Below are 13,818 nucleotides of genomic sequence, written 5' to 3' on the forward strand. Positions count from 1 at the left end.
CATTCATCTGGGCTCGCCGCCCGCCGATATAGCCGACGTGAGGCAACACCGGGCCGTCGTCGCGGTGATCGTGGTCACCCTGGCCGGCCAGGTCGCCGGCCTGGCTGATCGTGCCCTGCACGACTCCGTGTTCGGTCTCTCGCTGGTCGCCCTGGACGGGCTCGGGCTGCTCTACAGCGTCCGGGCGGCCCTCCGATCGGCCGCCCGGACGACGTGGGCGCTGGTCGCGGCCGGCCGGGGCCTCTCGCTGCTCTCCACGGTGCTGTTCACGGTCGACGCGGTCAGGCCCGGGCTCGTCTGGTGGTATCTGGCCGTCGTGCCCGGCCTGGCGGTGTTCGCGGCGCTCTCGACCGCCTGTCTCAACGTGACGACCGAGCGGCTCGACCGCCGCCACCGCTGGGCCTTCCTCGCGGAGGCGACCACGGTCCTGAGCAGCGCATTCATCGTCGCCTGGTACTACGTGCTGCACCCGGCACTGCACGACAGGCACTCCGGGCACTGGCTGTTCGACCTCGGCTACCCGCTCGGGAACCTGCTGCTGCTGGCCGCGGTGTTCGCGGTACTGCTCCGGGGCGCGGTCGCCCACCTCACCCGGCCACTCGCGCTGCTGCTGGGCGGGATGCTGCTGTACGCGGTCGGCGACATCGCGTTCTCCGCCGTCCGCATCCACGGCCAGCAGGCGACGGACGACGCGGCCGCTTCCGGCGCACTGGTGCTCGCGTCGCTGCTGATGACGATCGGCGCGATGGAGGAGCGGAAGACCACCCCGCGCCGGGGGTCCGGCCGGATGCCCGCCTGGTCCACCCACCTGCCGTACGCGGCGGTGGTGGTCGGTAACGTGATGATGCTGGTCGCGACGATCCGCGAGAACGACTTCCTGCTCTGGGGCGGGCTGGTCATGGGCCAGACCGTGATGACCAGCGCGCTGGCCGTCCGGCAGCTGATCAGCCTCCGCGAGAGCAGCGCGCGCAACGTCACCGACCCGCTGACCGGCCTGGCCAACCTCACCGGCCTGCGCCAGGCGACCGAACGGGCGGTGCAGCGCCGCGAGCCGATCGCGCTGCTCCTGCTCGACCTGGACGGCTTCAAGCAGATCAACGACCGGTACGGCCACGAGGTCGGCAACACCGTGCTGGTCGCGTTCGCCCGGACGCTGCGCCAGGCGATCCGCGCCGGCGACACCGCGGCCCGCGTCGGCGGGGACGAGTTCGTCATCCTGCAAACCGGCGTCAGCACCGAGAGCCAGGCCGTCGCCCTGGCCGAGCGAGTGCTGTCCGCGCTCGCGGACACCCGGATCCGCGAGGGCGAGGACCTGATCACGATCCGCACCAGCATCGGGCTCGCCGTCCGCGACGGCGACGACAGCCCGCAGGACCTGCAGCACAAGGCCGACCTGGCGATGTACGAGTCGAAGCGGGCCGGGGCGCACGGCTGGAAGGCGTACGAGCCGTCGATGACCGACCGGCGCAACCGGGATGCGCTGCTCGCCGCCGAGCTGGACGGCGCCTGCGCGGCCGGGGAGCTCTCGGTCCTCTACCAGCCGCTGGTGGACCTCACCACCGGCCTCCCGATCGCGGCCGAGACGCTGCTGCGCTGGCACAGCCCGGCGCTCGGCACGGTTTCGCCGACCGAGTTCATCCCGGTCGCCGAGCGCAGCGGCGCCATCCACGAGATCGGCCGCTGGATCCTCGAACAGGCCTGCGGTCAGGTCCGCCGCTGGGCCGACGCCGGGCACGGGCAGACCGTCTACGTCACGGTCAACGTGTCACCGCGCCAGCTCGAGGATCCGTCGTTCATCGACGACGTGCTGGCGATCGTGCAGCGCAGCGAGTTGCCGCCGGACAGGCTCGTCCTGGAGATCACCGAGACCGCGATCGTCGACGAGCGGACCGCGATCCCGGTGCTCACCCAACTGCGCAGCCGGGGCGTCCGGATCGCGATCGACGACTTCGGTACCGGGTACTCCGCGCTGCACTACCTGACCCGGCTGCCGGTCGACATCCTCAAGATCGACCGGTCGTTCGTCGGGCAGCTCAACGGCACCCGGCACGGCGCCGCGGTGACCGAGGCGATCATCCGGCTGGGTCAGATCCTCGGGTTCTCGATCGTCGCCGAGGGCATCGAGACCGCCGCGCAGGCCACCGAGCTGCAGGCGCTCGGATGCACGATCGGTCAGGGGTACCTGTTCGCGCGGCCGAGCGAGGCCTCCGAGCTGGACGCGATGATCCTGGCCGCGCCCCGCCGGGAGTCACCCGCCCGAACGTGACTCGACGTGGATCCGGATCCGGCCGGCGGCGTCGAGGAAGCCCCGCTGCGTCGCGTAGGCGATCATCTGGTCGAATCCGGCGCGCCAGCCGGTCTCGGCCGCGACCGGGCCGGCCATCGTGGCCAGCGTCTCCGCCGGGACGACGAGGTGGTCGGGGTCGATCCACTCCCCCACCCGTGCGGCGGCCACCTCGGCGCCGGGGCCTTCCAGGATCAGCGACAGCGTCGTGAAGTCCCGGGGAGCATCGAGCGAAACACCATTGGATGAAGCACGAACGAGCACGGTGCGACACTCCTTCCACATTGAGCGGAAGAAGTATGGCACTGGACGAAATCAGCGGAGAAATGCCGTCGCCGCAATGATCACCACCGGCGCGAGGATCGTCGTGATCAGCACCGACTCCCGCGCAAGCCGCGGCGCCACGTCGTAGTGCGCGGCCCACACCGCGACGTTCTGCGCGGCCGGCAGCGCGGAGAGCACGACGGCCGCGTACGCGACCGGGCCCGGCTCGCCGAGCACCGGCCCGGCGAGCAGCCAGGCCAGCGCCGGCCGGCCCACCGCGGAGAGCAGCACGATCAGGGCCAGCGGCCCGCGGTCGCCGTGGCGTCCCGGCAGCGGGCTGCCGACCAGCGAGATCCCGAACGCCAGCAGAACCACAGGCACCGCGACCTGACCGAGGATCCGGACCGGCTCGGCGACCACGAACGGCACGTGCACGCCGGTGGCCGCGACCAGCAGCGCGAGCACGGTCGCGACCAGTACCGGGTTGGTCACCACCGCCCGGACGCGCTGCCGGACGCTCCCCCCGTTCGGCCCGCGCAGCTCCAGCACCGACATCGCCACCGGCGCCTGCACCGCGAGCTGCGCCAGGATCAGCGGTGCGACCAGGGCCGCGTTGCCCAGCACGTACGACGCGACCGGGATGCCGAGGTTGCCGTAGTTGCCGAATCCGACGGCGATCGTCCCCATGACCTGGACCTCGCCGCGCCAGCGGCGCACGAGCGCCACCACGGCGAAGGCGATCATCGCGGCCAGGCAGGTCACCATCGGGACGAGCGCGGCCGGTGCGGTGAGCAGCGACGGGTCGGCGTGCGTGACGGTCGTGAACAGCAGGCAGGGCGTCGTCACGGTGACCGCGAGCCGGGCCAGCACCAGCTGGGCGCCGGAGCCGAGCGTGGCGCGCCGGCCGAGGACGAAGCCGACCGCGATCAGCAGCCCGATCACCGCGAATCCGGAGACGGCGCCGGTCACTCTTGATCTACCCGAGGAGGCACGCCGAGGACGTTAAACCGCAAATCGAGCCCTACTGAGCCGGAGAGAGCCAGCTCACGTGCCCGGGCGACTCCCGCTGCCGCCGGGCACGATCGAGGAAACGCTGCGCCGCGGCCCGGCCGGCGTCCGGCTGAGGGGTGGACGCGGGGTGCGGCCGGGCGCCCGCCGGACCGTCTCGATCGCCGTCGCGATCCGGTCGCCGAGCGCGGTGTCGTCATCGGTGGGGTGGGACAGGCCGCCGAGGATGTCGCGGGCGAAGCGGCCGGCGATCTCCTCGACCGACTGCGGGCCGTCGGGCCGGTACCAGGTCCAGGCGTAGTTGCACATACCGAAGATCTGCAGCGCGGACATCCGCGGGTCCGTCGTGTGCAGCACCCCGCGCCGCACGCCGTCGCGCACGATCCCGACCACGATCTCGGTGTACCCGGTGCGCTGCTGCCGCACGTAGTCGTTCAGCTCGCCGTCGAAGTACCGGACCAGCTCCCGCAGGCACGCGAGGCTCGCCGCCCGGTCGTCGCGGTGGGCCGCCAGCAGCGCGTAGACCATCGCGACCAGCCGCTCGACCGGGTCGCCGAGCTGGTCCAGGACGAACTCCGCCTCGGCGAACCGACGCCCGAAGTACGCGACGTGCAGCTCCCCGAGCAGGGCCTCCTTGCTGCGGAAATGGTGCACGATCGTGCCTTTGCTCAGCCCGAGTTCGGCGGCCACGTCGCCCAGGCTGGTGTCGGCGTAACCGCGCGCGGCCACGTGCTCGGCGAACACGTGCAGGATCGCGTCACGTGAGCTCGCGCGGGGGCTGCGTCCGGCCATGAGAGCCATTCTAGGGGTCTTGCTGACCGTACGGGCGGTCAGTTACGGTCCGGGTGTGACGACCCAGGCGGCAACCCGGGCACTTGGCACCAAGACCGATCCGGGCGGCGAACAGTTCGCGCGCAACGCCGCGGCTCACCGCGCCCTCGTGGCCGACCTGAACGCCGCTCTGGCGACCGCCCGGCTGGGCGGGCCGGAGAGGTCCCGGGCCCGGCACGTGGCGCGGGGCAAGCTGCTGCCGCGCGAGCGCGTCGACACGCTGGTCGACCCGTCCTCGCCGTTCCTCGAGCTCTCGCCGCTGGCCGCGCACGATCTCTACGGCGGCGACGCTCCCGCGGCCGGCCTGGTCACCGGCATCGGCCGCGTCTCCGGCCGCGAGTGCGTCATCGTCGCCAACGACGCCACGGTCAAGGGCGGCACGTACTACCCGATGACGGTGAAGAAGCACCTGCGCGCCCAGGAGGTCGCGCTGCACAACCGGCTGCCCTGCCTCTACCTGGTGGACTCCGGCGGCGCGTTCCTCCCCGCGCAGGACGACGTCTTCCCCGACCGCGAGCACTTCGGACGGATCTTCTACAACCAGGCCCAGCTGTCGGGTCTCGGCATCCCGCAGGTCGCGGCCGTGCTCGGGTCCTGCACGGCCGGCGGGGCGTACGTCCCCGCGATGTCCGACGAGGCAGTCATCGTCCGGAATCAAGGGACGATCTTCCTCGGTGGCCCGCCGTTGGTGAAGGCCGCCACCGGTGAGGTGGTGACCGCCGAGGAACTCGGCGGCGGTGACCTGCACGCGCGCGTCTCCGGGGTGGTCGACCATCTCGCCGACGACGACGCGGACGCGCTGCGCATCGTCCGTTCGATCGTGTCGACGTTCGGCCCGCGGGCGCCGTCGCCGTGGGAGCGGATCCCGGTTCAGGAACCGGTGGTCGATCCGGGCGAGCTGTACGGCGCGGTGCCGACCGACCCGCGGATCCCGTACGACGTGCGGGAGGTCATCGCCCGGGTCGTCGACGCGTCCCGGTTCGCCGAGTTCAAGCCCGACTACGGGGCGACGCTGGTCACCGGGTTCGCGCACATCCACGGGCATCCGGTCGGGATCGTCGCGAACAACGGCGTGCTGTTCAGCGAGTCGGCGATGAAGGGCGCGCACTTCATCGAGCTGTGCGACCAGCGCGGGATCCCGCTGGTGTTCCTGCAGAACATCACCGGGTTCATGGTCGGACGCGACTACGAGGCCGGTGGCATCGCCAAGCACGGCGCGAAGATGGTCACCGCGGTGGCGACCACGCGGGTGCCGAAGCTGACCGTCGTGATCGGCGGGTCGTTCGGCGCCGGGAACTACGCGATGTGCGGCCGGGCGTACTCGCCCCGGTTCCTGTTCATGTGGCCGAACGCGCGGATCTCGGTGATGGGCGGCGAACAGGCCGCGACCGTGCTCGGCACGGTCGGCAGCGCCGACCCCGCCGCCATCCGGGCCCAGTACGAATCACAGGGGCACCCGTACTACTCGACCGCCCGGCTGTGGGACGACGGGGTCATCGACCCGGCCGACACCCGGATGGTGCTCGGGTTGTCGCTCTCGATCGCCGCCAACGCGCCGCTGGCCGATCCCGCCTTCGGCGTCTTCCGGATGTGAGGGGCCTCATGTTCTCCACCGTTCTGGTCGCGAACCGCGGGGAGATCGCCGTTCGCGTGCTGCGCACGCTCCGGCGGTTGGGGATCCGCTCGGTGGCGGTGTACTCCGATGCCGATCTGGACGCTCCGCACGTGAGCGCCGCCGACGTCGCCGTCCGTCTCGGGCCGGCGCCGGCGGCGGAGTCGTACCTGTCGATTCCGGCGCTGATCGCGGCCGCGCGGGCGACCGGGGCGGCGGCGATCCACCCCGGCTACGGGTTCCTGTCGGAGAACACCGAGTTCGCGGCCGCGTGCGAGGCCGCCGGCCTCGTCTTCATCGGCCCCCCGGCGAGCGCGATCGACGCCATGGGCGACAAGATCCGGGCGAAGCAGACCGTCGCCAGGGCCGGCGTCCCGGTCGTGCCCGGTTCCGACGGCGCGGTCCCGTCGGCCGGGGCCGGTCGGAGCGGGTGGTCGGACGCGGAACTCTCGGCCGTCGCCGTCGAGATCGGTTTCCCGGTTCTCCTGAAGCCGTCCGCCGGGGGCGGGGGCAAGGGGATGCGGGAGGTGCATCGGGCCGCGGACCTCGCCGAGGCGCTGGCCAGCGCGCGGCGGGAGGCTCGGGGGTCGTTCGGGGACGACACGCTGCTGGTCGAGCGGCTCGTCACGACCCCGAGGCACATCGAGATCCAGGTACTGGCCGACCGGTACGGCAACGTCGTGCACCTCGGCGAGCGGGAGTGCTCGCTCCAGCGGCGGCACCAGAAGATCGTCGAAGAAGCACCTTCTCCCCTGCTGACGCAATCGCAGCGGGAGGCGATGGGCGCGGCCGCGTGCGACGCCGCCCGGGCCTGCGGATACGTCGGCGCCGGCACCGTGGAGTTCATCGTCGCCGGCGACCGCCCCGACGACTGGTTCTTCATGGAGATGAACACGCGCCTCCAGGTCGAGCACCCGGTCACCGAGGAGGTCTACGGCGTCGACCTGGTCGAGTCGCAACTGCGGGTGGCGGCCGGCGAGAAGACGCCGTGGCCGAGTCCGCTGCGGCCGACCGGCCACGCCGTGGAGGTCCGCGTCTACGCGGAGGACCCGGCCGCCGGTTTCCTCCCCACCGGCGGCCGGATCCTCGCGCTGCGCGAGCCCGGCGGGGTCCGGGTGGATTCCGGGATCGCCGAGGGCGGCGTGGTCGGCTCGGACTACGACCCGATGCTGGCCAAGGTCATCGCGTACGGCGCCGACCGCGCGGAGGCGCTGCGCCGCCTGGACGCGGCGCTCGCCGAGACCGTGCTGCTCGGTCTCGGCACGAACATCGGATTCCTCCGGGCACTGCTGTCCGATCCGGACGTCCGGTCCGGCGACCTCGACACCGGCCTGGTCGGTCGACGCCTCGACGCGCTGACCGCGCAGGACCTGCCCCACGACGTCGTCGGAGTCGCGACCGGAGTGGCCCTCCTCGACTCGGAACCGGCCGACCCGGCCTCCGCCGATCCCTTCGACCTCCCCGGAGGCTGGCGCCTGGGCGACCGGGCCTGGACCACGCGCCGCTTCTCGGTCAGCGGCCACGACCCGGCCGAAGTCCGCTACCGGGGCCGCGCCGGGGGCGCCGAGATCACGATCGACGGCAGCGGTCCGATCCGGATCGCCACCGCCGGCGGCGGGCCGTCGGCCCCCGGCGGGCGCGCGGTGCGCCACACGCAAGACGGCGTGACCCGGGTCTACGCGGTCGCCCGGGACGAGTCCGGGGTGCTGTGGGTCGGGCGGGACGGGCTCACGTGGGCGCTGCGCGACCACGAGGCGCTCGACGCGACCGCGGCCGCGGCGTCCGGATCGGGCGGGCCGGTCCTCTCGCCGATGCCCGGCACCGTCACGGTCGTCGCCGTCACCGAGGGCGAGCAGGTCACCGCCGGTCAGACGCTGGCGGTCGTCGAGGCGATGAAGATGGAGCACGTGCTCACCGCGCCGGTCGACGGCACGGTCACCGATCTCCGGGCCCGCCCCGGCGCCACCGTCGCCAAGGACGCCCCGCTGATGACGCTCGCGGCCACCGGACCGGCGGGCGAGGGCTCCGCGTAGCAGTCGTCGCGCCGGGCGCGCCGGCCGGGCTGCCGGCTAAGCGCCCTCCGCGCCGGCCAGCCAGCCGGCCAGCAGCGCCGCCGCTACCTGCCCGACCGTCTCGTCGCCGGGCAGGTAGCGCGCGTCGTGCAGCATCGGCCCGTCCGGGCCTTCGCCGGTACCGACGAAGTGCATCAGGATCGGCACCTGCGGACCGTAGGTGGCGAAGTCGTCGGATCCGCAGGACGCGAAGCTCGCCTCCGGCACTCCGAACGTCCTCAACCACCGGGCGGACGCCTGCGCCAGCGCCGAATCGTTGACCAGCGCGGGCTCACCCCGCCGGACGCGGTACTCGCCGGTGCACCCGTGCGCGGCGGCGATTCCCTCGACCGCGCGGCGGATCCGGTCGTGCACCAGCGCCCGGTCCTGCTCGCGCATCGCCCGGACCGTGCCCGACGCGGTCGCGACGCCGGGCAGCACGTTCGGGGCACCCGACCCCGCGAGCTGCGGCAGCGTCACGACGACCGGGTGCAGCGGGTCGACCGCGGCCCGCGCGACCTCCGGAACCGCGAGCACGACCCGGCACAACGGCGGCACCGGATCGGCGGCCAGGTGCGGGTAGGCGCCGTGCCCGCCCTGGCCGGTGATCACGATGTCGACCTCGTCCACCGACGCGTTGACCGGGCCGGGGTCGCTGGTCACGCCCCCGGCCGGAACCAGCGGTTGCACGTGGGCCGCGACCAGCGCCCGCACGTCGTGAGCGAGCAGGCGCCCGGACGCGACCACGTCCGCCGCCCCGGTGGGCCCGACCTCCTCCCGGGGTTGCAGCACCGCCACCAGGCCGAGCGGCAGCTCCAGCCGCCGGGCCGCCCGGACCACCGCGACCAGTGCCGCGAGGTGCACGTCGTGCCCGCACGCGTGCATGGCCCCGTTCGTCGAGGCGTACGGGGCCCCGGTCGCCTCCACCACCGGTAGCCCGTCCATCTCGGCGCGGAGGCCGATCGCCGGGCCGGCCGGTCCGATCCGGACGATCCGCCCGGTTCCGGCGACGGTTTCGACCTCCGCCCCGGCGGTGCCGGCCGGGCTCGGCCCGGTCAGGCTCGGCCCGGTCAGGCTCGGCCCGGTCAGAATCGGCCCGGTCAGAATCGGCCCGGTCAGGCTCGGCCCGGTCAGAATCGCCCCGGCCACGCGGCGTGCGGTCGGTTCCTCGGCGCCGGAGACCTGCGGCGCGGCGTGCAGTTCGTGGCGCAGCGCGATCGCGGCCGGTAACTCGGCGGCGATCAGCGACCGCCAGGCCTGCGCGAGCTCCCTCACAGGCGGTAGACGCGCTCGGCGTTGGCGTGCGACACCAGGTGACCGATCCGGTCGGCGTCGGACGCCGCCCACTCGCCGCTCTCCACCCGATCGGACAACAACGCCTCCATCGCCACCCGGAACCCCAGCGCGCCCAGCACGTACAACTCCGGTGCCCCGTACGCGTCCGACGAGTACAACAGCCGCGTGAACGGTGTCACCTCGGCCACCTCGGCCAGCACCTCGATCCCGCGGCGGGGGCCGACGTAGTGCAGCACCGATCCGACGTCCACGTGGACGTTCGGAGAGACGCAGGCCAAATACGACGCCTGCCGGTGCCACGGCCAGCAGTGCAGCAGCATGACCGGCACGGAGTGCCGGTGGATCCAGTCGGTGAGGAGCGTCGGGTCCACGTCGGTCATCCGGATGTCGCTGTCGCCGAAGCCGACGTGGAACTGGATCGGGAGCCCGAGCTCGAGCGCGGCCTCCAGCGTCATCCGCTGCAACACCGGGTCCGCGAGCCGCCACCCGGTCCCGGCCGGGGCCTCGGATCCGTCCGGCGCGCCGGAATGCAGCCACCGTGCGGCCGCCGCCTCCACCGACGAGTCCGAAGGCGGAGACGGGTCGAGGCGGAAGCCGGTGCGGTAGGCGGCCACGGACTTCACGCCGACCGCGCCGGCCGCGGCCACGGTCGAGGCCAGCCGTTCTCCGTACCGGGCCCGGAACTCCGACGGCGACACCCCGGACGCGGCCAGTTCCTCGGCCACCGACTCCAGCCGCACGATCTCCGAGGCCGCGTTCCCGGTCAGCGCGGCCATCTGCGCCGGCGTCGTCAGCCCGGCCGGGTTGTGCCCGGTGTCGACGAGATACCGCGCCGTCCCGGTCGCGCCGAGGAACCGCCGGTTCACCTCGGCCGTCCCGAGTTCGAACCGCCGCGCGAGGTACTCCTCCGGAGCGGCGTGGGCCGGAAGGTCCAGCAGCGGCGCGCAGTGCCGCCGGATCGCCAGCCCGACCGGCGTGTCGAAGTTCGTCTCGCCCGGCGGTGGCGCGCCGCCTTCGCTGATCAGCGCCTCGACCCCGGCCCGGTCGGCCGCGGCGGTCACCACCCCGTGGCAGTGGTGGTCGACCAGCTCCCAGCCGGCGGAGATCAATACACCCACCGGTACGCCTCGGCGACCTCCGCCGGTGAACGCCCCGCCATCCGCGCCTCCTCGCCCCGGCGCACCGCGACGATCGCGTCCGCCAGCAGCTCGCCCCAGCGCTTGGAGTCGGCGGCGAAGGCCGTCAGCGCGTCGTCCATCGTGGTCGGCAGCCGCCGGACGCCGCGCGCCGCCAGTTCGGCCTCGGAGAATCGCGACGGGTCGCCGGTGATCTCCTCCGGCAGCTCGAGCCCGCGATCGACGCCGTCCAGACCGGCCGAGAGCAGCCCGGCGAACACCAGGTACGGGTTCGCGGCCAGGTCGCAGGCCTTCACCTCGAGGTTCGACGCGCGCTCCCGCACGCCGGTCGTGCCGGTGACGACGCGCAGCGCCGCTTCCCGGGTCTCGTGTCCCCAGCAGGCGTAGACCCCGGCCCAGTGCGACGGCTGCAGCCGCAGGAAGCTGGCCGGGCTCGGCGTGTTCACGGCCGACAGCGACGGCAGCGCGTCCAGGATCCCGGCCGCGAGCGCCTCGGCGTCGGGCGTCAGGCCGTACCGCCCGGAGCCGGTGCCGTGCAGGTTCACCCCGTCGCGCCAGGCCGAGAGGTGCACGTGCCCACCGTTGCCGACCCCGCCGGCCTCGACCGCCGGTGCGAACGAGATCCGCAGGCCGTGCTTCTGCGCGAGCGCCCGGAGCGTCTGGCGCACCAGCACGGACCGGTCGGCCGCGGTCACCGGGTCGGTCGCTCCGACCGAGATCTCGAACTGCCCCGGGGCGTACTCCGGGTGGACCTGGTCGACGTCGACGTCCTGCGCGGCCATCGCCTCGAGCACCTCGGCGCAGAACTCGCTCTGCTCGACCAGTCGCGTCATCCCGTAGGCCGGGCCGGTGCAGGCCGGTTCGAACGCCGGCCCCGGCGCGTCCCCACGACCGAGCACGAACTCGATCTCGACCGCGGCCTTGAACGTCAGCCCGCGCGCGGCGGCCTCCCCGACGACCCGGCGCAGCAGCGATCGCGAGCAGTTGACGTGCGGTACACCGTCCTGGGTCAGCCGGTCGACCGGCGCCCAGGCCCAGCCGGGCTGGGCGGCCAGCACGGTCAGCTGGTCGAGGTCCGGGTAGAGCCGCAAGTCACCGTCGGGGCCACCCTGCTTGTCACTGCCGACGATCGAGTCGTCGGCGAGGAACAGGTCGAACACCGGCGACATCCCGACGCCCCACTGCACGGCCGAGGCCAGCGCGGAGACCGGCACGGTCTTCACCCTGGTGATGCCCGCGGTGTCGACGTAGGTCAGTGCGGCGCCGTGCACCCCGAGCGGAAGCAGCTCGTGCGCGATCTGCTGCGCCCGGGCCGCCTGGCCCTCGTGCCCGCCCGGCACCGGATCAGCGGGAAAACTCATGCGTGCTCCTTTGCCGCCGTCAGTCCCTCGTCCGCGGTGAGCGCCGCTCCGGCCCGACGGGTCAGCCGCGGCGCGGCCAGCACCGCCACCAGCCCGACCAGCAGCCAGACGGCCGCGACCAGAGGCGCGACCAGGCTCTTGCCCTCCGGCAGCGGGATCACGTTGCGGTAGAGCGTGTAGCCCAGCACGACCAGCCCGGCGAGCGGCACGACCACCTCCCACATCCGGACGCTCACGTCACGACAAACGAACAGCAAGCGGATCACACCCACCGAGGCCAGGACATACACCACCAGAAGCACCAACGTACCGATCACACCCGCCGCGACGAAGACCGCGAGCGACGTGTCGGACCCGCTCCGGTAAACCAGCCAGAGCACCACCTCGATCACCCCGGCGGCGACGACGACCCCGGCCGCCGCGCCGACCGGCGTCCGCCGGGTCGGGGAAACCCTCGCCAGAGGGGCCGGCGCGAGGCCGTCCCGAGCCATCGCGAACAGCAGGCGGGACGCACCGACCGCGCAGGCCAGCGCACAGCCGAAGGCGCTGATCGCCGCGCCCAGGCTGATCAGGTCGCCGAGCCAGGCCCCGACGTACTGCGTGCCCAGGTCGCCGAAGAGCGACCCCGACGCACCGAACTTCTCCAGGCCGGCCGCGTCGGTGCCGAAGCCCATCACCTCGACCCAGGTGACGAACACGAAGTAGACGCCGCCGAAGATCGCGGTGCCGAGGATCGCCCGGGGGATGTCCCGCCGGGGCCGGCGGGTCTCCTCGCCGAGCGTCGCCGCGGCCTCGAACCCGGCGAACGACAGGAACCCGAACACGACGCCGAGGAACAGCGCGCTGGTGTCGGTGCCCGTCGACACCGTGAACGGAGACGTCGTGAACTTGCCGTCGCCACTGACCTTGACCAGCACGATGATCGCCACGACCAGGATCAGCGCGACCGTCGACGCCTCGACGATCAGCAGTACCCGGGTGCCGAGCCGGATCGGCGAGATCGTCAGCCAGAGCACCCCGAGCAGGACCAGGCCGACGATCGGCAGCACGATCCAGTCCGGCGGGGAGTCCCAGAGACCGGTCCCGTCCAGGAACGACACCAGGAAGCGGGCCGACGCCGTCGCGGTGACGACGCTGTAGAACAGGTAGGTGCCGAGCAGGCCCCAGCCCGCGACGACACCCGGGCGGGCGCCCAGTGTCGCCCCGACGAAGCCGTACACGGATCCGGAGTGGTGGAACTTCTGGGTCAGGCGCACGAACGTGTACGCGACGAGCAGGACTCCGGCGGTGGCCAGGGCAAAAGTGAGCGGGATGGCCCGTCCGACGCTGCCCACCATGCCCTGTGGATTGATGTTCGCCGCCATCGACGGCGCCATGAGGGCGACGGAGATCCCGACGGCCTCCCAGATGCTCAATTCGCGGCCGAGCCGCGGACCCTCACCAGCCACGGGTCACTCCTCGTCAACCGGTAGTTCACGTGCGACGACGCAGGTCTATACCACTTCGTGCCGCCGGACAAGGGGGTGGGTGGAAACGTCCCCGATGTCTTGTCGAGCACGAGGGCGCCGTCGGCCGACCCGGCCTCGGGAGCGCCGGGCACGAGCGCGCGGGCTCCGGGAGCGCGCAGGTGAGACCGCTCGGATCCGGGGTCGCACCGCGCCGCGGTGAGGTCGGCGGCGCGCTCCTCGTCGGTGCCGGCTACGGACCGGGCTGAGCCAGCACGTGCTCGCCGAGCCCCACGTCGAGCCCGGCCCGGCCGAGCCCCACGTCGAGCCCGGCCGAGCGCAGCCGAGCGCAGCCGAGCGCAGCCGAGCGCAGCCGAGCGCAGCCGGTCGGGCGACACCGCGTTGCGGGTGGCGATCACCGCGACCCGGTCACCCGGCCGGACCCGCTCCGGGCGGTAGGCCCCGGCCTCCCGGGGCGCCCCGCGGTCCGAGCCACCGCGGGAGTTCGCGGTGCCGCCGTCGATCCCCGG

General features: G+C 73.2%; 10 protein-coding genes. 3 read left to right on the forward strand and 7 right to left on the reverse strand.

The window, feature by feature from the left end:
- The first annotated feature begins 37 nt into the window (after nucleotides 1-37).
- Complete coding sequence (locus ACIBZJ_RS04480) at nucleotides 38-2,266, forward strand: putative bifunctional diguanylate cyclase/phosphodiesterase (RefSeq protein WP_395925384.1); 2,229 nt, start codon at nucleotides 38-40, stop codon at nucleotides 2,264-2,266.
- Here the strand turns inward: ACIBZJ_RS04480 and ACIBZJ_RS04485 are convergent.
- The 3 genes from ACIBZJ_RS04485 to ACIBZJ_RS04495 all read right to left on the reverse strand — a co-directional run bounded on the left by ACIBZJ_RS04485 (nucleotide 2,249) and on the right by ACIBZJ_RS04495 (nucleotide 4,348).
- Entirely contained in the window at nucleotides 2,249-2,548 is a 300-nt protein-coding gene (locus tag ACIBZJ_RS04485) for a hypothetical protein (RefSeq protein ID WP_395925386.1), read from the reverse strand. The genes ACIBZJ_RS04480 and ACIBZJ_RS04485 overlap by 18 nt on opposite strands.
- A gap of 51 nt (nucleotides 2,549-2,599) precedes the next feature.
- Nucleotides 2,600-3,517 (reverse strand): AEC family transporter, encoded by a 918-nt coding sequence (locus ACIBZJ_RS04490; RefSeq protein WP_395925388.1) that lies wholly within the window; start codon nucleotides 3,515-3,517, stop codon nucleotides 2,600-2,602.
- 75 nt (nucleotides 3,518-3,592) lie between these two features.
- Nucleotides 3,593-4,348, reverse strand: a complete 756-nt coding sequence (locus tag ACIBZJ_RS04495) for a TetR/AcrR family transcriptional regulator (RefSeq protein WP_395925390.1) — start codon at nucleotides 4,346-4,348, stop codon at nucleotides 3,593-3,595.
- A gap of 55 nt (nucleotides 4,349-4,403) precedes the next feature.
- Here ACIBZJ_RS04495 and ACIBZJ_RS04500 point away from each other — a divergent pair, with 55 nt between their 5' ends.
- Nucleotides 4,404-5,981, forward strand: coding sequence for a carboxyl transferase domain-containing protein (locus ACIBZJ_RS04500; protein ID WP_395925392.1), 1,578 nt, complete (start codon nucleotides 4,404-4,406; stop codon nucleotides 5,979-5,981).
- A gap of 8 nt (nucleotides 5,982-5,989) precedes the next feature.
- A complete protein-coding gene (locus tag ACIBZJ_RS04505) occupies nucleotides 5,990-8,032 on the forward strand; it encodes an acetyl/propionyl/methylcrotonyl-CoA carboxylase subunit alpha (protein WP_395925394.1) in 2,043 nt (680 codons plus the stop codon).
- 36 nt (nucleotides 8,033-8,068) lie between these two features.
- Here ACIBZJ_RS04505 and ACIBZJ_RS04510 read toward each other — a convergent pair whose 3' ends face one another.
- The 4 genes from ACIBZJ_RS04510 to ACIBZJ_RS04525 are packed head-to-tail and all read right to left on the reverse strand — an operon-like array spanning nucleotide 8,069 to nucleotide 13,291.
- Nucleotides 8,069-9,325 (reverse strand): M20 family metallopeptidase, encoded by a 1,257-nt coding sequence (locus ACIBZJ_RS04510; RefSeq protein WP_395925396.1) that lies wholly within the window; start codon nucleotides 9,323-9,325, stop codon nucleotides 8,069-8,071.
- On the reverse strand, nucleotides 9,322-10,464 hold the full coding sequence (locus ACIBZJ_RS04515; protein ID WP_395925398.1) for an amidohydrolase family protein: 1,143 nt from the start codon (nucleotides 10,462-10,464) through the stop codon (nucleotides 9,322-9,324). The genes ACIBZJ_RS04510 and ACIBZJ_RS04515 overlap by 4 nt, the downstream gene beginning before the upstream one ends.
- Entirely contained in the window at nucleotides 10,452-11,843 is a 1,392-nt protein-coding gene (locus ACIBZJ_RS04520) for a glutamine synthetase (RefSeq protein ID WP_395925400.1), read from the reverse strand. Before ACIBZJ_RS04520 ends, ACIBZJ_RS04515 begins: the two co-directional genes overlap by 13 nt.
- Complete coding sequence (locus tag ACIBZJ_RS04525; RefSeq protein ID WP_395925402.1) at nucleotides 11,840-13,291, reverse strand: APC family permease; 1,452 nt, start codon at nucleotides 13,289-13,291, stop codon at nucleotides 11,840-11,842. Before ACIBZJ_RS04525 ends, ACIBZJ_RS04520 begins: the two co-directional genes overlap by 4 nt.
- Nucleotides 13,292-13,818 lie beyond the last annotated feature (527 nt).

This window comes from Cryptosporangium sp. NPDC051539, assembly GCF_044454545.1.
Taxonomy (GTDB): Bacteria; Actinomycetota; Actinomycetes; order Mycobacteriales; family Cryptosporangiaceae; genus Cryptosporangium.